The 18,142-nt window shown below is 41.8% G+C and carries 19 protein-coding genes; 10 read left to right on the top strand and 9 right to left on the bottom strand.

Features of this window, described 5'->3' with window-relative positions; genetic code table 11:
• Nucleotides 1-172 precede the first annotated feature (172 nt).
• Complete coding sequence (locus D7322_RS03650) at nucleotides 173-820, bottom strand: response regulator (protein WP_121121431.1); 648 nt, start codon at nucleotides 818-820, stop codon at nucleotides 173-175.
• Nucleotides 810-2,741 carry a sensor histidine kinase gene (locus tag D7322_RS03645; RefSeq protein WP_121121429.1) on the bottom strand — a complete coding sequence of 644 codons (1,932 nt, stop codon included), beginning with the start codon at nucleotides 2,739-2,741 and terminating at the stop codon, nucleotides 810-812. Before D7322_RS03645 ends, D7322_RS03650 begins: the two co-directional genes overlap by 11 nt.
• Before the next feature lie 208 nt (nucleotides 2,742-2,949).
• On the opposite strand from D7322_RS03645, the gene D7322_RS03640 reads away from it, so the two are divergent.
• From D7322_RS03640 to D7322_RS03600, 9 genes are all read left to right on the top strand, one after another.
• A complete protein-coding gene (locus tag D7322_RS03640; RefSeq protein WP_121121427.1) occupies nucleotides 2,950-3,687 on the top strand; it encodes a hypothetical protein in 738 nt (245 codons plus the stop codon).
• A gap of 169 nt (nucleotides 3,688-3,856) precedes the next feature.
• Nucleotides 3,857-4,516 carry a hypothetical protein gene (locus tag D7322_RS03635; RefSeq protein ID WP_121121425.1) on the top strand — a complete coding sequence of 220 codons (660 nt, stop codon included), beginning with the start codon at nucleotides 3,857-3,859 and terminating at the stop codon, nucleotides 4,514-4,516.
• An 87-nt stretch (nucleotides 4,517-4,603) separates the two neighbouring features.
• A complete protein-coding gene (locus D7322_RS03630) occupies nucleotides 4,604-5,584 on the top strand; it encodes a TolB family protein (RefSeq protein ID WP_121121423.1) in 981 nt (326 codons plus the stop codon).
• A 69-nt stretch (nucleotides 5,585-5,653) separates the two neighbouring features.
• Nucleotides 5,654-6,625: a TolB family protein gene (locus tag D7322_RS03625; RefSeq protein ID WP_121121421.1), complete on the top strand. Its 972-nt coding sequence runs from the start codon at nucleotides 5,654-5,656 to the stop codon at nucleotides 6,623-6,625.
• A gap of 92 nt (nucleotides 6,626-6,717) precedes the next feature.
• Nucleotides 6,718-7,125 (top strand): hypothetical protein, encoded by a 408-nt coding sequence (locus D7322_RS03620; RefSeq protein WP_147430285.1) that lies wholly within the window; start codon nucleotides 6,718-6,720, stop codon nucleotides 7,123-7,125.
• An 18-nt stretch (nucleotides 7,126-7,143) separates the two neighbouring features.
• Nucleotides 7,144-7,431 (top strand): DUF6683 family protein, encoded by a 288-nt coding sequence (locus D7322_RS29210; RefSeq protein ID WP_394342581.1) that lies wholly within the window; start codon nucleotides 7,144-7,146, stop codon nucleotides 7,429-7,431.
• A 478-nt stretch (nucleotides 7,432-7,909) separates the two neighbouring features.
• Entirely contained in the window at nucleotides 7,910-8,971 is a 1,062-nt protein-coding gene (locus tag D7322_RS03610; RefSeq protein ID WP_121121415.1) for a LacI family DNA-binding transcriptional regulator, read from the top strand.
• A gap of 95 nt (nucleotides 8,972-9,066) precedes the next feature.
• On the top strand, nucleotides 9,067-10,377 hold the full coding sequence (locus tag D7322_RS03605) for a Gfo/Idh/MocA family protein (protein WP_121121413.1): 1,311 nt from the start codon (nucleotides 9,067-9,069) through the stop codon (nucleotides 10,375-10,377).
• 13 nt (nucleotides 10,378-10,390) lie between these two features.
• Nucleotides 10,391-11,143: a 3-keto-disaccharide hydrolase gene (locus D7322_RS03600; RefSeq protein WP_121121411.1), complete on the top strand. Its 753-nt coding sequence runs from the start codon at nucleotides 10,391-10,393 to the stop codon at nucleotides 11,141-11,143.
• An 86-nt stretch (nucleotides 11,144-11,229) separates the two neighbouring features.
• Here D7322_RS03600 and D7322_RS03595 read toward each other — a convergent pair whose 3' ends face one another.
• Genes D7322_RS03595 through D7322_RS03580 form a run of 4 tightly spaced genes read right to left on the bottom strand, consistent with a single transcriptional unit; the run spans nucleotide 11,230 to nucleotide 14,107 of the window.
• The gene (locus D7322_RS03595; RefSeq protein ID WP_121121409.1) at nucleotides 11,230-12,075 is read right to left on the bottom strand and encodes a hypothetical protein; all 846 of its coding nucleotides are present in this window, start codon (nucleotides 12,073-12,075) and stop codon (nucleotides 11,230-11,232) included.
• Nucleotides 12,072-12,455, bottom strand: a complete 384-nt coding sequence (locus D7322_RS03590) for a GntR family transcriptional regulator (protein WP_121121407.1) — start codon at nucleotides 12,453-12,455, stop codon at nucleotides 12,072-12,074. The genes D7322_RS03595 and D7322_RS03590 overlap by 4 nt, the downstream gene beginning before the upstream one ends.
• A 1-nt stretch (nucleotide 12,456) precedes the next feature.
• Entirely contained in the window at nucleotides 12,457-13,272 is an 816-nt protein-coding gene (locus tag D7322_RS03585; RefSeq protein ID WP_147430284.1) for a hypothetical protein, read from the bottom strand.
• Nucleotides 13,256-14,107 carry an ABC transporter ATP-binding protein gene (locus tag D7322_RS03580; RefSeq protein WP_121121403.1) on the bottom strand — a complete coding sequence of 284 codons (852 nt, stop codon included), beginning with the start codon at nucleotides 14,105-14,107 and terminating at the stop codon, nucleotides 13,256-13,258. The genes D7322_RS03585 and D7322_RS03580 overlap by 17 nt, the downstream gene beginning before the upstream one ends.
• A gap of 727 nt (nucleotides 14,108-14,834) precedes the next feature.
• On the opposite strand from D7322_RS03580, the gene D7322_RS03575 reads away from it, so the two are divergent.
• A complete protein-coding gene (locus D7322_RS03575) occupies nucleotides 14,835-15,308 on the top strand; it encodes a hypothetical protein (RefSeq protein WP_121121401.1) in 474 nt (157 codons plus the stop codon).
• On the opposite strand, the gene D7322_RS03570 is transcribed toward D7322_RS03575, so the two are convergent.
• Genes D7322_RS03570 through D7322_RS03560 form a run of 3 tightly spaced genes read right to left on the bottom strand, consistent with a single transcriptional unit; the run spans nucleotide 15,309 to nucleotide 18,087 of the window.
• Nucleotides 15,309-16,085 (bottom strand): enoyl-CoA hydratase/isomerase family protein, encoded by a 777-nt coding sequence (locus D7322_RS03570; RefSeq protein ID WP_121121399.1) that lies wholly within the window; start codon nucleotides 16,083-16,085, stop codon nucleotides 15,309-15,311.
• Nucleotides 16,086-16,092: 7 nt separating this feature from the next.
• The gene (locus D7322_RS03565; protein ID WP_121121397.1) at nucleotides 16,093-16,932 is read right to left on the bottom strand and encodes a hydroxymethylglutaryl-CoA lyase; all 840 of its coding nucleotides are present in this window, start codon (nucleotides 16,930-16,932) and stop codon (nucleotides 16,093-16,095) included.
• Between the two features lie 9 nt (nucleotides 16,933-16,941).
• Nucleotides 16,942-18,087 carry an acyl-CoA dehydrogenase family protein gene (locus D7322_RS03560; RefSeq protein WP_121121395.1) on the bottom strand — a complete coding sequence of 382 codons (1,146 nt, stop codon included), beginning with the start codon at nucleotides 18,085-18,087 and terminating at the stop codon, nucleotides 16,942-16,944.
• Between the last annotated feature and the right edge of the window lie 55 nt (nucleotides 18,088-18,142).

The raw sequence follows: 18,142 nt of genomic DNA, 5'->3' as shown, positions 1-18,142 counted from the left end.
TAGTTCCAGTAAAATTACTTCGGTAGTATACCGCTTTCTCTTGCTTTATTAACAGCAGTAAGAATATTTCCTGTTTCAAACTTGTGCAATAGTGTGGCAAAGAATGAATGGAGAATTCGAATACTTAACCGATAAACGAGATACGCATGGCGATAATATAGTTCCAGTAAAATTACTTCGGTAGTATACCGCTTTCTCTTGCTTTATTAACAGCAGTAAGAATATTTCCTGTTTCAAACTTGTGCAATAGTGTGGCCCGGTGGGTTTTGACTGTGAGCGGGCTGATAAACAACTCCGTTGCTATTTCTGCAGATGTCCTACCTGCTGCCAATAATTGAAGTATCTGTTTCTCCCTTATGGTGAGCTCCGGAATTTCCTCCGGCTCGTTAAGCACTACCATATCAAAATTCACTTTCAACTCACTGCTCAGGACAATCTTTCCATCCAGCGCATCCTGCATACAGTTTAATATATCGCATGGATCTGCTGTCTTTAGCAGATAACCGCTGGCACCACTTTGCAGCATTTGCTTGATGATGCTCCGTTCACTCAGGTTACTGAGAGCAATTATGACAAGGTCCGGATAAGATTTCTTTAGTTCCTTACAAATACTTATTCCGTTTCCGTCGGGTAGTGTAATATCCAGTAATACTAGATCAACCCCGCCCATCTCCAAAGAATCCGATAGCGCCTTTGCAGAACCAAACTGCCCCACCAATTCCAGCCCATCATTTCCCTGAATGACATTTTTAATTCCTTCGATAACCAGCGGATGGTCATCAACGATGATCACCCGGACCTTTCTGCTATTATCCCACATATAATTCTATATTAATATTAGTACCTCCACCTGAGCTGTCTATTTCTATTTTTCCGTTCAACAGATCCACACGGCTTTGAACATTTTTCAACCCACGGCTGTGTTTGGGGATACTATCAATCGAAAAACCCTGGCCGTTATCCTCCACAGTAATAAAGAAATATTGGTCCGACTGGCTGCACTGCACCATAATTTTTGAGGCATCGGCATGTTTTACGGCATTGTAAACAAGCTCCTGAACGATACGGTAAATCATAACCTTAACCTGAGCAGAGAAATTTTCTTCAAGATCAAAAGCTTTAAAAATGATCTTAAGTCCCGGAAGCATAGCTTCATCACAAAGATCTTTCAATGCTACTGCAAGCCCCGATTGTAACAGGGACTCCGGCATCATATTCCTCGATATGCGCCTTAATTCATTTACAGAATGTCCCAGCCGGTCAATAGTGTGGTCCAGATCGCCCTTTTCCAATTGCCGTTTTTTTGAAACAAGCTGTGAAAGGTTAAGCTTGATAGCAGCCAGCATGCCACCAAGGCCATCATGAAGATCCCGTGCCAACCGGCCGCGTTCGCGTTCTTCGCCAGCAATCAGGGCTTGCGCCACCTCCACATGCCTCTGTTGCTGTAATGTCTGCAGTTGTTGCCGTGCCAGCTTCTTTTTTTGCCGGGAGCGGTACAGGAAAAACAACAGCGATAGTAAAGATAACGCTGCAAGGAAGCATAACAGAAGTTTTTGCATTTCAGATTTTGCCTGCAGGTCGGCAATATGACGCTCCTTCTGTGCAGTCTGGTATCTGAGCTCGAGCTCATTTATTTTAAACGCGGTTTGTTGCTTATCTATGCTGTCCTTAAACAAGGTATATTTATTTAAATAAATATAAGCCAATTCAGTGTTACCGGCCAGATTGGCATAAGTCGCTATATCCTTTAAAGCAGGAAGTGAATATTCAGGCAGCTCATCTTCCCTTGCCATTTTTTCAATTACCTGTGCGGATACCAGTGCAGCTTTGTAATTGCCCTGTGCCGCTTCAACTGTTTTCCTGGATTCATATGCGTCATATTCAGTTTCCCGGTCCGGGAAAGCAGTAAGATTACTGAAAGCCCGCTCAATAGCCTTGCTTGCCTTCCCTTGTTGCTTCTGCAGAAGATAAGACAAAGCCTCGTAACTGTAAAACCTTGTCCATAGGCGGTCTTTTCCCAAAATTCTTAATTGCTGATCCGCTTTACGGAGGTAATTACTGAGACTGCTTAGGCTGTCCATATAATACATCAGCAGCGCTGCATTGAGATAAGATTCTGCTTTGCTGCCAGCCCCTGCATCGGTCTGTTCAGCAAGTTCAATATCTTTAAGCTGGTAAGGGTAAGCTTGAGGATATTGCCGAAGGGTAATAAATGCAGCGGAGAGATTATGCAGGCTGGCTGCGTATGCTTCTTTATCGGCTCCTTTTTCAAGCTCCGGTAAAATCTCAATCAGCAATGAGGCTCCTTTTTCATGGTAGCTTTTATTGAACCATGCCTGGGCCTGGTTAATAGTGGTACGAAGGTAAAGTGCCCTGGATGCAGCGTTCCCATCATGCCCGAGTAAATTTCTGGCCAGATCGTACTGAATGATAGCGTTATCCATAGAAAACGACAGCATATATATATTCCCGAGACTATAGCGGGCCTGTGCCTCATAATAGGGATAAGATTGTTTTCTCGCAAACGCCAGCGCTTTACCTGCAAATTCATGGGCGGTATCGAATTTGCCCATCCGCGCATATGCTATGGCAATGCTTCCCATAAGGTCGCTGCGGGCTGTATCAGACATAGCAGCTTCCAGCAGCTTTTTCAGGCTGTCGGCCCGATGCTGATAAGGCTGTGCCAGAACATTGCATATGCAAAGCAAACCCGCCATACAGATCAACAGTAAACCTTTCATCGCCTAATAATTTAAAGTAATAATAACAATAATTGCCCGGAATAATTGCCGGGCAGATAAAAATACTCCTTTGGGAGTATTGCCTCAAGGATAAAAGGAGAATAATTTTGGATAGCGTTAAGTTCCCAATAGTTTATGGTAGCTCTTAACATATGCTTTCAAAACCTGGCACTTACGCGGTTACAACGGTCATAAAATTTTTTATGCTATGAAACAGATACTTCAACTGCTTATTATCTTTCTTTCCGGACCCGCATTTGCTCAGTATGATCCGGGCGCTACCATGATGATCGCGCAGAATAACCTGATGTACAATAACACAATCCAGTCCTTTGTCAATCAGAATATCATGAACGATATAGCGTATGGCAAAGCAGGAAGTAGGACAAAAAAAGCGGGTACCAAAGCAAAGTCGTCTGTAAATAATGCTGCGTTTTTGTTCGGCCCTTCGGTAACAACATCACAGACCGTACAGCAGGACATCATCAATACTATCAAACAGAAAAATCATCAGGTTGGAAACAGCCTTGAAAAGGCCTTTAAGCTGGATAAACCATTTCCCCGGTATGTAACATACCTCAAAAGTTTAGGGCTGGATGTGCAGCATAATTATGCGGATGCTTTTGCGGCTTATATCCTGGGGATGTGGCGCATTGCCAACAAGGCTGCCGATCCCGGTGCAGATAAGATACAGGCAGTACGCGAACAGGTGACCTTAACCCTGGACGTCGCCGGATGGAGCAACGAACAAAAACAGGAAGCTGCCGAATATATGATCTACGATCTTATTCTCGCAAACGAGTCCTATAATTCAGCAAAAAAAGAAGGGATGATCAAAGAAGCGCGTGCGTACTCGGATATGGTTCACAACCGTTTCCTCCGAAAAAATCAGCTGGATTTGCGCAGTATGACCCTCTCAAAAAACGGTTTAACAAAAAAGCTATAATGATAAACTAACTGCGCTTGAGAAGGCACAGAGTTTCCATCGATTGTCCAAGCTGTTATTCATTTCCTGCTTGTGAGTTAAAACAGGTGTAAAGATATCATTCACTATAATTACAAGTCTTAAATACTGAAGGACCAATAGTTGATAATTACTTATTACAAATCTGACTATGACAAAGACATATAATTTAATAACAAGCCTGGCACTTCTGCTATTTATCCTGGTATCATGTAAGAAAGATGATGTCAGGCTAGGAGAAACGGTACTGTATGAAACCGATTTCAGTAAAAACGATGAGAAATGGGGTGTCGGTTACTCGGCCGGGGACACCTATTATGGTTATGAAAATGGCGTATATGTTCTTAAAGGTTCTGCGACAATGGCTATTACCAGTAGGGTATCGGAAGATTTCGCTCCCAGCAGTGGCTCCATGTATGTTGAGGTAAGCGTGAAGCCTACTTATTTTTCGGACAACCGATATGGACATGGGGGATTAATATGGAATTTCCGAAAGGACGGTACAGATCTATCGTTCTATGCTCTGGTTATATCCCAGAGTGGAGAGTGGAAGATTACCAGATACAATTCAAAAAGTTCCGATCCTTGGGAAGATATTGTTGATTGGTCAGCTGGTGCTAATATAAACATAAGGGGGTATAATACCTTAAAAGTACTGCTCAAAGATGGCAAAGTGTATTTTCATGTCAATGACCAGGAAGTGTATAGCATGGCTGCAACAGGTGTAGCTACGATTAACAGAGCCGGGCTTTATGCCAACCGTTTCTCCATTGTTGAAGTTAACCATTTTAAGATAGCCAGTCTACAGTAAACCATCTCGGTAATTTCGTCTGATCCAGTTAATAAGAAAGTACCGGCACTTATTATTCACAAAATTTATCAACGATAAATAAGCAATATGAAAAAGGTTAGCTTAATAATACTTGCAATTTCTGCATTATGTGGGTTTATTTCCTGCAGTAAAAGTGATGGTCCTGGCCCGGACGGTGGCAATAACGGCAACGACCGTAATTATGGTATAGGAGCTATTTTCATTAAACAGGGAACAGAAGGCATTACCCGCCTTGATATGGGCACCGGTGTCCTATCGGGTGTTATCGGGAACTGGTCCAACGGTTCCGGCTGGGACATCAGCTGGGATGGAACCAAAGGTGTCAAACAGGTTAAGGCTGCGACATTTGATACTAGGTATATTATCTTTAATGCCAATAATGGATCAACAATCAAGGAGATATTTTACGAACCAAATGATAACAATGGTGGCTTACCTCATATCTCTCCTGATGGAAATCTGTTAGCATTAAGGCCTACATTGCGGGATGGTCTGGTAATCCTGGACATGAACGGCAATGTCCTGCACAATATTTCCGGATACGGAAGTACCCATGAATTTGAATACCTTGACCCTATCTACTGGGAACCCGGCGGAACGATTCTATTTAAAAAGGACGGTGGCCTATGGCGCACCTCAGCAGATTTTAACCGGGCCACGAAGGTGCGGGACATTCCGTTTGACGATTGGAGAGGTCATGCAACAGCAAGTCCGGATGGCAAGAAAATCGTCTTACCTGCCGGTAACCATATCTGGCTGATGAATGCCGATGGCAGCGATTTCCACCAGGTTTCCGAAAGTAATCAAAGAGAGGAGTCTCCCTGCTTTTCCCCAGACAGCAAGTATATAGCGATGAAGGCCAATTCAAGGGCCGGGGCGCCTGGCAGCGGTACTACTGCCTTTCATCTATGTGCCATCCCCGCCGATGGTCAGGTTTACAAAGTAGGGCCAGGTGAAGATAACCGCGTGATACACCCTGCCGTCAAAGGAGCTCCGGATTCAAGAGGGCTTGGGATCACCATTGTCGGCGATTTTGTCTGGCGATAGATAATAGCAATACTTTAAGCATGATGCGGTATGGTAACAATATAACAATGACGTTTAAAACTATAAACTATGAAAAAGCTATCTTTTTTTAGTTATTTCTTCCTGCTAACAGTTCTGCTTGCCGGCTGCAAGAAGGATGACAGTTCCGGACCTGACAGAGGTAATAGCTCTTGGGGTAAGGGACGCATTTACTATAGCTCACCAACAGAAGGGGTGCGTTATATTGACCTGGCGACAAAAACAAAGGGACTGCTTTTACCCGAGGACTATGACCGTCATGACTGGGACGTGAGTATGGACGGGCAAAAGACGATTACCTCTGCCAATACCGGTGATACCGATTGGGACGCCAATCTTATTACGATAAGCAATATAAGTGACGGACAGGTAACGGGACAATTCAGGTACTATCCCACAGAGGGAGATTATGCCTCGCCTAAATTTTCGCCGAATAGATCTAAGATCGCAGTAGTGCCGACATATCATGATGGCATCGTGATCATGAACCTTGAAGGCCGCGTCGAAAACCATTTGCTGAGCTATGGTGGAGAAAAAATACGGCAGAATATTATGGCCTGGATGCCGGACAATACACTCCTTTTCATGGTGGGCAACAAACTCTGCCGGACCAATACGGCTTATACAAACGCCAGTGTTATCGCAGATATCAACCTGTCCAAATGGGGAGCTCCGCAGCCCAGCCCGGATGGTACCCGGATTGCATATGCCAGCGGCAATCATATCTGGATGATGAATGCCGATGGCAGCAATAAAAAGCAGGTGACAGCGAGTACAGATGAAGAAACCTATCCAGTTTTTTCGCCGGATGGAAAATATCTGTTGATAGGCACCCGCTTTATTGAATCAACCGGCTCGCCCGGTAGCGGCGTGTTCAGTGATGGCGTCTGGGCAATGGCAATTATACCGGCAGACGGCCAGCAATATAATGTAGACCAAGGGGTTGACGATCATGTTATCCAGCTCAGGCTGCAGGGAGTGGACCGTAATGAGATCTGTAACGGAACGATGCTATGGCGCTAAGCAGCTTTTGGCATCTTCCGCTTGCACAGAAGTAATTTTGAAGTAAAGTTTATTTTAGATTTGATATGAAAAATATAAGTAAAGCTATAATTATGGCGCTTATTTTTGGCCTGTTTGCCGGAAATAAAGCATGGGGACAGATAGGCAATCCCGGATTAATGTACCAGGGCGCTTTTAATAACGCTATGTTCCTGACAACAAAAAGCGCCATTGAGCGCGGAATGAAATCCGGCAGCGGGGAAAATTCAGGTAAGAGCAGGCCCTCCAGAACTGCCAGTTCAGATCTGAATTTTGTGTCCTCAGCAAAGGTCCATGATCAAGTGCTGGAACTGATCGGAACAATTGCCGCAAATGGCAATAAGATTAAAGCAAAGTCTGCCGCCGAAACAATACGGAATGCAAATTTTATGGCGCAGTTTGAAAGCATTCTCAGGCCATTTGGATTCAACAGGTACAATGTACCAGACGTATTCACCGCCTTCATTTTACTTTCCTGGTAGGCAACCAGTGGTAAGGAGATCGGAAATTACCGCCAAGGAATTGAGCTTTTAAGAAAGCAGATACATAGCGCTATGGGTAGTAATAGCAATTTGGCAAAATTCAGCAATGACCAAAAACAGGAGATATCAGAGATACTTTCTTATATGGCTATATTTTTTACATACGCATGCCAGGAGCAATTGAAAAACGGAGATACAGCTTCTTTAACCGCAACGCGGCAAAATATCAGGCAGGCTGTGATCAGGGTATCAGGTATAGATCTTACGAAATATACCTTCAACAATAATGGGCTTATAGAAAAATAGTTTACTATTTCTCTAATTGGACCTCAAAAAGGCCGTTAGCAGAATCGGGCGTTTTCCAAGCTTGACTTCCTTGCCCAATATTGCTTCTATGAACGCTTTATAACAAATAAATCTCCAAATGAACTAATTCCTTTGGAGATTTCCAACCAAAATTTTTTTTAAGTACTTTTTTCAAATCTCGATCCAATTATATAGCTAATTTTTGTGGCTGGATGCCGAATATTTGTATCCGGACATTACTTCAGTGGTATGGAAGTCTTGTTTTACCAATTCTTTGAGATTCCTAATTATTGTGAACAACGAATTTGTAACTAATTTTTTTATTCCCCGGATTTGAATTACTCTACAAATATTTTTTTATCTTATCTTTATAGTTTAATAATTCATCATCTGAATACAATTAAACCTGCTAAGCAGCATGTATAAAAACACTTCGATCTCTATTCCCTTGTGAATGGAGCGGGAACGATTATAAGAAATGGAGAGGAAAGAGAACATGAAAAGAGTCACCTTAAAAGAGATTGGAAAGCAATTAAACCTTTCACCGGGCACCATTTCCAAGGCGCTTAACGATAGTCATGAAATCAGTGCGGAAACAAAAAAAATGATTCTAGCTTACACCAAAAAGATTAACTATATACCAAACTTTTCTGCCAAAAGCCTGAAAACAGGACGTTCGAATACCTTGGCTATTATTGTCCCTTTTATTTCCAGCTCATTCTTCTTTGATTTTTATGAAGAAATCTCACTTATCTTATCGCAAACAAATTACCAATTAATTTTATTACAGACCTTCAACGACGAGAAAAAGGAAAAAGAAGCATTGGAACTCTGCGTGCAGAATAATATTGACGGCATCATTATTTCACCTGTAAAAAATGATTCCAGCCTATCGTTGTTAATGTACATCATGGACCAAATATGTCCGATCATTATATTTGACCGAATAAATCACCAGCTTGATACCTTTAAGATCGGTATACAGAACAACAAAGTGATTTATCAGGCTACGGCGGAAATGATAAAAAACGGTCGCAAAAACATTATTCTGTTACTCTGTAAAGATATCGGCGGAAATGCCACTCGAATTAAAGGCTACAAAGATGCCCTTTTTAACAGCTCGATTCCCTACAACGAAGATAATATTGTTGAAATATCTTATTCAAGCCCTAAAGATAATATTGATGAGGAACTCGAACGAAAAATAAGCGCTTTATTAAGCAGCCCATTCCCTCCAGACGCACTTCTATCCACCACCGACACGCTATCGTTGAAGGTCTTACATATTTTAAATAAGCTTAAGGTAAAGATTCCTGAAAACATGAATTTAATCGGATTCAGCAACACGCCCTTTGCGAATAGCCTAAACCCTTCTTTGACAACGATTACTCAGCCCACTCGTCTCATGGCCGATAAATCAGTAGAACTTTTATTGGAAATGCTAAAGAAGAAAAACAAAAAAAATTATTTTGAGTTTGAGACTTATTTTTTGGACTGTCAAATAGAACACCGAAAATCAACCTCTGCATCCCGGGAATAAATAACAAAGTTTTTACACCGATAGCATAAAACAGTCTTGTGACAAACACTTTATCTTATTATAATTATATTTATTCATAACCATAAAATATAAAAATGTCACTTCATTCAGATAACCACCCAGAATACAATTCACGAAGGTCCTTCCTGAAAAAATCCGGTATTATTGCGCTCGGAACTTCACTACCGACCTCTACCCTGTTATCTTTTACGGATCAATCCAAAGATCAGGTTATTAAAGTAGGATTAATAGGTTGCGGCGGCAGGGGTACCGGTGCAGCCATACAAGCTTTACAGGCCGACCCGAACTGCCAGATTACTGCAATGGCAGATGTTTTTCAGGATCGCATGGATGAATCTTACGCCGCTTTAATGGAAGTCCGTCCGAAACAAGTAAAAATAGACAAAGGAAACAAATTTCTGGGATTTGACGCATATGAAAAAGTCATCAATAGTGATGTGGATGTCGTACTGCTAACCTCGCCCCCGGCATTTAGACCACTTCATTTAAAAGCTGCCGTTCAAGCAAAAAAACATATCTTCTGTGAAAAACCGATGGCGGTCGATATCCCCGGATTACACAGCGTACAACAGTCGGTAAAAAAAGCTAAAGAATTAAACTTATCGCTTGTCTCTGGTTTTTGCTTCCGTTACGACCTCCCGAACCGGGCTACATTTACCAAAGTAGTGGAGGGAGCGATAGGCCAGGTAAAATCAGTCAGCACATTTCGGTACGGCGGTGAAGCAACTTATATCGAGCCTCACCCGGAATGGAATAAAATGACGCAGCAAATGAGAAATTGGTTTTATTACAACTGGCTTTCGGGTGATTTTATTGTCGAGCAGGCGGTACATAGTCTAGACATGATGTCTTGGGCCATGGGCGATGTCATGCCCATCTCTGCAATGGGTACAGGAGGCCGGCAAGTCCGCATAGATCCAAAGTATGGAAATATCTATGATCATTTTGCCATTGAATTTAAATATGCAAATGGGGCAATCGGAACGCACTTCTGTCGACAACAAGCTGGAACCACTCCAAGAAACTCGGTAAGTATGCTCGGAACCGAGGGAATCGCTGAAGTCGTGATCGGCGGAAAGCATACCATATCCGGAAAAATAGACTGGGACTACACCGGCACAAAAAACAACATGTACCAGACACAACATGATGAGCTGTTTGCGTCAATACGAAGTAACAAACCAATCAATGATGGCGAATGGATGAGCAATAGCACCCTCTTGGCGATATGGGCTCGAATGGCGGGCTATACAGGTCAAAATTTGACATTTGAACAAGTCATGAATTCAAAAGAAAACCTTGGCCCTGAATTAGCTTCCTATAATTGGGAACTCGATGTCGATGGTCCGCCAATTGCCATACCGGGCAAGACGAAATTTAGTTAAGTGTTAAAACCTGATGAAAAGACTCATTTATACTATTTTCAGCACGTTATTGCTTAATAATAGTAGCCTCATAGCGCAAACCAAAACCTTATTCGATTTTGGTCAGGAAATCCACTGGGAAGATTGGATAGCAAATAAGAAAAACTCAAAAACAATACATTGGATCAATGTCAATACGGATCGGGACACTTGGCTTATCAAGAAAAATCTGCTCATCTGCAAAGGAAAACCAATAGGTATTGTACGCTCCACAAAGCAGTATGAAAATTTTATGATTGAGGTTGAATGGAACCATCAGTATGCGGGCGGCAACTCAGGAATTTTTGTCTGGTCAGACGCCAACCCCGACCCGTCGGGTAGACTTCCCGGAGGCGTCGAAGTACAAATGCTCGAATTAGACTGGGTAAATCAAAACCTTATGGATGGAAAACAGGCACCGATCGCCTATGTACACGGCGAGCTTTTTGGTGTAGGCGGTGTCACAACTGTTCCGGACAATCCCAGAGGAACGCGCAGCAAGTCCATTGAAAATAGAGCTAAGGGCAAAGGCGAATGGAACAAATACACCATCGTATGTATTGATGGCACCATCAAATTGGCGGTCAATGGAAAATTCGTCAATGGCCTACGTAATTCAAGTATAAAAAAGGGCTACCTCTGTCTTGAATCTGAAGGATCAGAGATTCACTTCCGTAATTTCAAACTCATCGAACTGCCCCCCGGTGTCACAAGTGATCAGCAGGTTGTACCGGGCATCACCCCATAATCATTAATAAAAAAAGGTCAACATAGCCTATGCTGCGATGTTGACCTTTTTTTTCCAGATACCCATAACAAAATTAGAAAATCTTGCTATTTGATCAGACCCCGTAGCGCATGTACGGGCAAATCTATTTTCGTGTCGTTTGATAGATTTCCTTGCAATGTATTCCACTGCAAGCTATCCAGCCGAACAGAAGATGCCCCTTCCGTCTTGATATCCAACACATCAACTTTGGATTTGTCCCCCTTTCTATTGAAATAGATCTCCGAATTCTTAGCAAGAATATGAGCTGTCTTGTAATCAACACGCGGCAATCCCAACATCGTATTCGTCGCATCCACAAACAAATGATTGACAGGCGCCGTATTTTTGTCGTCGCGGTATCCAAAATCTTCTATATGCGAGTTTGTCAAAATCAAATTAAGTGTATTTATAGCCGCTTCGCCACTTAATGAAAGACTTTCAATGCTATCACCGACAATGGTAATTTTATCCAGCTTCGCCGAGAATTCATTCACACCGGCATTTTTCAATTTTAATAAGCTCAGATCCGGCGCAAAAACATAAACAGATTTGTAATATCGATCACCGCCTTCCAAAAAATCCAGGGTAAGGCAACCGTCTCCATCCACCTTTGACTTTACAAAATCAGCTTGGCTCTTATTGATCTTTATCAAAAACTTATCGCTTTTTACCAGATACAGATTTATCCCCCTCGCATCCGAACCGAGTAGCTGAAGCTTGTCGAATTTCCCCACCGGAAAGGATCGAAAATAAACATCCTTTGCAGCTGCATTTGACACTTCTTTGTCCATCTCCGCATGATAAACATTTTCATCTACCCGATTGGTTTGAACAATATAAGAGGCTACCAATGTTGGAACGGCAAAAAGGATTATTGCGAGTCCTATCAATAATTTAGTACTTAATTTCATGATTCATTTTGATTAAAATTCTGTTCAACAAACTGTCTGTAACGTTGCTCCAATTCACTTAGACCAATTTCCAATAAATAGATATTCCGAAAGAAAGGCGGAAGATCCTCTTCCAAAAAAATGGTCTTCCGGTAGGATTTAACCTTTTTGACAGAATCTTCGGTCAGGAAGAAACCGATCCCGCGCTTATTTGCGATAATCTCCTGCTGCTGCAGTAGATCATATGTCCGCATAACCGTATTAGGATTGACTTCCAGCTGAACGGCTAATTCCCGCACAGATGGTACTTTACCATTCGTTTTCCAGGTCTCCATTAAAATATGATCACATACATATTCTGCAATTTGTAGATAAATTGCTTTGTTGGCACTAAATTCCATATTAAATCTCCTTCTCTTTTAGCCTTAAAAAGGCAAGCCCCCAGAATATCAATGTGAGCACTATTCCCGCTACTGTGATTAAACCAAAAATGTGATAAACATCTGACCAATAGCTATCATCCATATGCGGCACAGTGTGCTCCGTTTGCTTTTTCATCAGGTACACAAAGAAAGACATCCAGATCACACAGTAAACAACAAGTGAAATTGCCGTTTTGATATATTGATAACTCTTAAAGACAATACCCCCCAGTAAAAATACCGCATTCAACAAGAATGGTAAAAAACATAAATAAAAAACTCCTCTTGGGTAATCCACACTAAAATAATATGGCCAAAATTCCACTGTGACCTGCTCACCAAGGGAATTTACCTCGGTTCTTGTGGCAGGGCCAAAGCCACGTAAATAAGAGACAAAGGCCAAATCGATCAGGTAATAGATCAATAAGTAAGAACTGATGCTAACGACCACCGTATAGAAAATCCCCACCAGAAATTTTTCCAGTCGGGAGGCCGGTATCATCAATTCAAAAATTGCTTTTGTCTTACTTCCGAGATCCGCAAAATAGCTACTCGAAATTACAGTCGCAAAAAATATCCCTAAAACACAAAACAACGGTGATCTAAAGTTCAACACCGAATAAACTTGGACAGATTCATTTTTTATATCACTATAATTTGAACCGATATTGAACGCATAAAAACAAAATATAATACCTGCTATCACTCCTATTGACATCAGATAAATTCGTCCAAAACCGATCCATTGCCTGCGGATCAGCGCAAAAAAACGGGCTGTATTAAATAGGTTTGACATATTCATCGACTTTAATAAGATTTGTAATTTTTTCCTTCTGCAACAATACGGCATTGAACAGCAACTCAAGATCCAGTTTGGAATCCTCCCCCAGTGTATTTGGAAGAATCGCATTGAAACCTCCAAGCGCTTCTTCCGCATGAAGCACATCAAAAGACAGCTCTTTCATCTTTTTGAAACAGAGCTTATCGGTAATCAGGTTAATAGGTGCATTCAACGCAACCTTATGCTCATCAAGCAAAATGACCGCATCAATCAAATTATCCAGATCACGCACCTGATGGGTCGAGATAATTACACAACGGTCGTCTGTAATAGCCGAAGCCATAATTTTACGAAATTGCGCTTTAGAGGGAATATCCAGACCATTTGTAGGCTCATCCATGATAATGATTTTCGTATTGGAAGCCAAACCGAAGGAAATAATGTATTTTTTCTTCTGGCCATAGCTCATCTCCGCCAATTTTTGCTCCACCGGAATTTCAAACTCATTGATCAGGCGATAAAAATATTCTCGGTCAAAATTTGGATAAAAACCTGCATTGGCTTTTAAAAATTGTTCCGACTTTACCGCGGGTAAATAAAACTCCTCGGGAATAAAACTGACTTCCCGCAACAGCGAAGGCTCGCGTCGATTTGGGTTATGCCCCAAGACCTCGACATGCCCCGAAACAGGAAACACCAGACCGGCCATGTTCTTAAGCAAAGTAGACTTGCCCGCCCCATTCTTTCCAAGTAATCCGTAAATATGCCCTTGCTTCAATGTGAGATCCATATGGAGAAAGAGTGGTCTGGATTTACTATAACTGAAATTTAGATTTTGGATAGTAATCATACTACTGTATTATTTAATTAATACACTAATATAGATACTTGTTTTCCATATTTCCAAAAATTATTAAAAAAAATAACGACTGTCCAAGATTTAAATGATCAATGAGGTATTCCCTATACCCCCGACTTCACTAAATAAAAAAACAAACACTTCACATAAAACAATTTAAAATTTTGAATAATAATACATTAAACATTAACATTGCGAAATTCATAATGAAAAAAATATAAAGACACCTGATTCGACTTCCAACCTAAAGTGCATTCAATCGAAAAAAAACTCATATTAGCCCCGTAGGAAGCCTTCGTACTTTTTTTCGACAAAAACCCATGTATATAATAAAAATAGCGTAAAACGCTTAAAAAATACTTAAAACAGCCACGAGCACCTCAACCTTGTCTCCCTAATTTCAATTTGAACTCCTCAATAGAAATTTGTAGTCGAACAGTTCAATTTGCAAATATAAAAAACACATTTATCAGCTTAAAAACAGCATTAACCTTAAGTTAATAGGTGAGATAATATAATTTTAACAAACTAAAAATCAAAACGATAAAAAAATTATATAAACATAAAAATCACCATATATTTATCAAACATCCCCCCTATTTCTTCGACCAATGTTAACGCCTGACATCCACTTTATTCTTTCAGATCGGTCTTTTACCGCGTTTAAATTCAGACTACTGATGTGATTTTTTTATTTTATACGCATCTTTGTCACGTGATGACTTCGATTTACCCCTTCATTTTGGCACTGCATTCCACCTGGCGATGGATTATTTTGATAATTTTTATAAGCAGTTTACTACGATTTGCTTATAAAAAAAAGAATAAGCATAGCTTCACCCCTACTGATAACTTCCTGAAAAATGCGGTTATTTTCACATTTTATACACAGGCATTATTGGGTATCATACTCTACATATTAAGTCCGATCACACAGTATTTTCTGACTCATTTTAACACAGCCGTACACTTACGACAGATTCGTTTTTTTGGAATGGAGCATAGCAGTATGATGATTATCGCTGGCATATTTCTACTCATCGGTAGTCTAAAAAGCAAAAACGCCGATACGGATGATCGACGTTTTAAAATACTATTAATCTGGTTTGGCCTTGCTTTACTGATTGCCCTGAGTTCTATTCCCTGGGAATTTTCCCCGTTGACCAGCAGACCGAGCTTTCGTTCGTTTTGATTAGCGATTCTTCCAATGCCCTTTTCGTTTATCGCGCATTGCTACCATCCCTTCCTGGAAATCGGCTGTCTCGCGAAGCTTGGCGAGCTCATCCAGCAGAAAGGCATAGTTATCCGCCTGCGGATTTTTTTTTAAGTAACCAAGCGCCTCAAAACCCCTTGAAATAGCTAAGGGGGCATTCGCTATAATAGCGTCTTTCAATGCTTCCAATTCAGTTTCCCCCGGTTGTAAAACGGCATACAGCAGCTGCTTTTCCAGGGCTTCCGCGGCGGAGAAAGATCCACCACGGATACAAAGATCCATTGCTCTCCTTTCGGGCATATATTCTAGCAGCAAAGCCAGCACCTGAAATGGAAAAAGCCCAATCTTCACTTCAGGCAGTGCAAACCGTACATCTGACGTAGCAAACAAATACGTACAGGAAAGTGCTATCAAAAATCCGCCTGCAATAACGTCACCCCGAACCACACATACGGATGGTTTATTTAGCTGTGCAAACAATTCGGCCAGCGACTTTTCTACTTTTGGAATACTGGGATTTCCAATATCAACCGTCGGATCTTCGAAAGCTTTTAAGTCCATCCCTGCGCAAAATACCGGTCCCTCAGCTTCGACCTGTACCAAACGAACCTCCGGATCACTGTTAGCGATTTCCAGGGCGTAGGCAATCTCACTGACCATTGTTGGACTAAAGGCATTCCTTTTCTCTGGTCGGGCAAGGATCAATATAAATACATGCTGTTCGCGACGTATCTTTATGAAATTTAATTTTTTCATGATTTTTCTACAAGATCATTTGTCTGAAACTGTCTTCTAAGCGCGCCCTTTCGGTCAAGCTACCTCGACCGAAAAGATCCAGTAAAATTTCAGAAGGGATATTTCCAACCAGGTCGTCTTTGGCAAAAGGGCATCCGCCATACCCTAATAAGGCTCCTTCAAACTTACGGCAACCGGCATCATAAGCAGCACGAACCTTCGCAAGACTGTCTTCCCGTTTTGCGTGAAAATGTGCACCAACGGCTAACTGCGGATATCGTGTCCGAACAAGACCAAAGAGATCGGTAATCTGTGCCGCATTCGCCTCAGAAGTTGTATCCGCCAAGGAGAATTCCGTGATGCCAAGCTGCATGAGCTTATCAATCCATTCCTCAACCAGTACCGCAGACCAGGGATCATTATACGGATTGCCAAACGCCATACTGATGTAGACGACCAGAACCTTGCCATAGGCATCAGCCAATGCCTTCATTTCCTTCAATTGCCGATAAGATTCTTCCAGACCTCTATTCGTATTCCGCAACTGAAAGGTTTCTGATATCGAAAACGGGTAACCTATCAAATCTATTTTTTCCTCCTGAACGGCATCCTGGACACCCCTCAGGTTGGCGACTATTGCCAATAACTTTACGCGATCATCTTTTACGACACCCGCCAGCACATCTTTCGTGTCAGCCAACTGCGGTACTGCCTTCGGAGAAACAAACGAACCAAAATCAATCACATCAAATAAGCCGCTTTCTATCAACCTATTGATATGTTTAACTTTTTTATCCGTTGCAATAAAATGATGCAGCCCCTGTATAGCATCCCGCGGACAATCAACCAATACTACCTGATCTTCCATACTGAATAATTAGCTGTCTTTTTCAATTTCCCGGGCAATCACCATCTTTTGAATGCTGGAAGTCCCCTCTCCTATTGTACACAGTTTGGCATCGCGAAAGAACTTCTCTGCGGGATAATCTTTCGTAAAACCATACCCGCCAAAAATCTGCACAGATTCATTGGAAACGCTTACTGCAGCCTCTGAAGCATATAATTTGGCCATTGCACCGATCTTAGACACACGCTCGCCATGATCTTTGAGATAACCAGCCTGGCGTGTCAGTAGTTCACTGGCCTCCACCTGGGTAGCCATATCCGCCAAGGCAAATGAAACGGCCTGAAAATCGTAAATCTTCTTTCCAAACTGCTCTCTTTCATGTGCATATTTTAGTGCACATTCATAGGCCCCCCGGGCAATACCCAGAGAAAGCGCCGCAATAGAAATTCTACCGCCGTCTAAAAGTTTCAATGCCTGTACAAATCCTTGTCCCTCCTCACCAATCAGCTGATCACGGTGTATTCTACAGTTGTCAAAAAACAGACATGCCGTTTCTGAAGCACGCATCCCTAATTTATTCTCCTTTTTTCCTGCTGTAAAGCCAGGAGTATCTTTTTCAACGATAAATGCAGACATCCCCTTTTTATCGCCCTTTTCCCCCGTACGTGCAATCACAACGGCAACACTCGAGCTAATGGCGTGCGTAATAAAATTCTTTGAACCATTCAACAGGTAATAATCCCCATCCCGCTCAGCAAATGTGGTCATACCACCGGCATCCGAGCCGGACCCCGTTTCTGTAAGTCCCCAGGCACCGATCCATTCTGCTGTGGCCAGCTTTGGAAGATAACGTCGCTTCTGTTCTTCATTGGCAAAGCTCAAAATATGATTGGTACACAAGGAGTTATGTGCCGCAACCGAAAGTCCGATCGATCCACAAACCTTGGAGATTTCATCCAGCACAGTAATATACTCCTGGTACCCCAAGCCCGAACCTCCGTATTCCTCGGGAACAATAACACCCATGAAACCATGTTCACCTAATTTTTTAAAAACTTCTATTGGAAATATTTGGGCTTCGTCCCATTCCATCACATAAGGTTTGATATGATGCTGTGCAAAATCACGTGCACTTTGTCTGATCATATCCATTTGTTGTTTATTTTCAATAAACATAAGCATGAATATTAAATTTACAATCGGTAATACAATTCAAATATATCAAAATAAT

Origin of the sequence: Sphingobacterium puteale, from assembly GCF_003627955.1 — a bacterium.
Classification (GTDB): domain Bacteria; phylum Bacteroidota; class Bacteroidia; order Sphingobacteriales; family Sphingobacteriaceae; genus Sphingobacterium; species Sphingobacterium puteale.
This window is presented reverse-complemented; position numbering and strand designations above follow the sequence as displayed.

What these genes read in the sequence shown, in the direction of transcription:
- D7322_RS03625 (WP_121121421.1), top strand. Translation starts at nt 5,654, where the DNA reads ATGAAAAAGCTATCTTTTTTTAGTTATTTCTTCCTGCTAACAGTTCTG.
- D7322_RS03585 (WP_147430284.1), bottom strand. Translation starts at nt 13,272, where the DNA reads ATGTCAAACCTATTTAATACAGCCCGTTTTTTTGCGCTGATCCGCAGG.
- D7322_RS03570 (WP_121121399.1), bottom strand. Translation starts at nt 16,085, where the DNA reads ATGAAAAAATTAAATTTCATAAAGATACGTCGCGAACAGCATGTATTT.
- D7322_RS03630 (WP_121121423.1), top strand. Translation starts at nt 4,604, where the DNA reads ATGAAAAAGGTTAGCTTAATAATACTTGCAATTTCTGCATTATGTGGG.
- D7322_RS03640 (WP_121121427.1), top strand. Translation starts at nt 2,950, where the DNA reads ATGAAACAGATACTTCAACTGCTTATTATCTTTCTTTCCGGACCCGCA.
- D7322_RS03560 (WP_121121395.1), bottom strand. Translation starts at nt 18,087, where the DNA reads ATGTTTATTGAAAATAAACAACAAATGGATATGATCAGACAAAGTGCA.
- D7322_RS03610 (WP_121121415.1), top strand. Translation starts at nt 7,910, where the DNA reads ATGGAGAGGAAAGAGAACATGAAAAGAGTCACCTTAAAAGAGATTGGA.
- D7322_RS03635 (WP_121121425.1), top strand. Translation starts at nt 3,857, where the DNA reads ATGACAAAGACATATAATTTAATAACAAGCCTGGCACTTCTGCTATTT.
- D7322_RS03565 (WP_121121397.1), bottom strand. Translation starts at nt 16,932, where the DNA reads ATGGAAGATCAGGTAGTATTGGTTGATTGTCCGCGGGATGCTATACAG.
- D7322_RS03645 (WP_121121429.1), bottom strand. Translation starts at nt 2,741, where the DNA reads ATGAAAGGTTTACTGTTGATCTGTATGGCGGGTTTGCTTTGCATATGC.
- D7322_RS03575 (WP_121121401.1), top strand. Translation starts at nt 14,835, where the DNA reads ATGACTTCGATTTACCCCTTCATTTTGGCACTGCATTCCACCTGGCGA.
- D7322_RS03590 (WP_121121407.1), bottom strand. Translation starts at nt 12,455, where the DNA reads ATGGAATTTAGTGCCAACAAAGCAATTTATCTACAAATTGCAGAATAT.
- D7322_RS03580 (WP_121121403.1), bottom strand. Translation starts at nt 14,107, where the DNA reads ATGATTACTATCCAAAATCTAAATTTCAGTTATAGTAAATCCAGACCA.
- D7322_RS03650 (WP_121121431.1), bottom strand. Translation starts at nt 820, where the DNA reads ATGTGGGATAATAGCAGAAAGGTCCGGGTGATCATCGTTGATGACCAT.
- D7322_RS03620 (WP_147430285.1), top strand. Translation starts at nt 6,718, where the DNA reads ATGGCGCTTATTTTTGGCCTGTTTGCCGGAAATAAAGCATGGGGACAG.
- D7322_RS03595 (WP_121121409.1), bottom strand. Translation starts at nt 12,075, where the DNA reads ATGAAATTAAGTACTAAATTATTGATAGGACTCGCAATAATCCTTTTT.
- D7322_RS03600 (WP_121121411.1), top strand. Translation starts at nt 10,391, where the DNA reads ATGAAAAGACTCATTTATACTATTTTCAGCACGTTATTGCTTAATAAT.
- D7322_RS03605 (WP_121121413.1), top strand. Translation starts at nt 9,067, where the DNA reads ATGTCACTTCATTCAGATAACCACCCAGAATACAATTCACGAAGGTCC.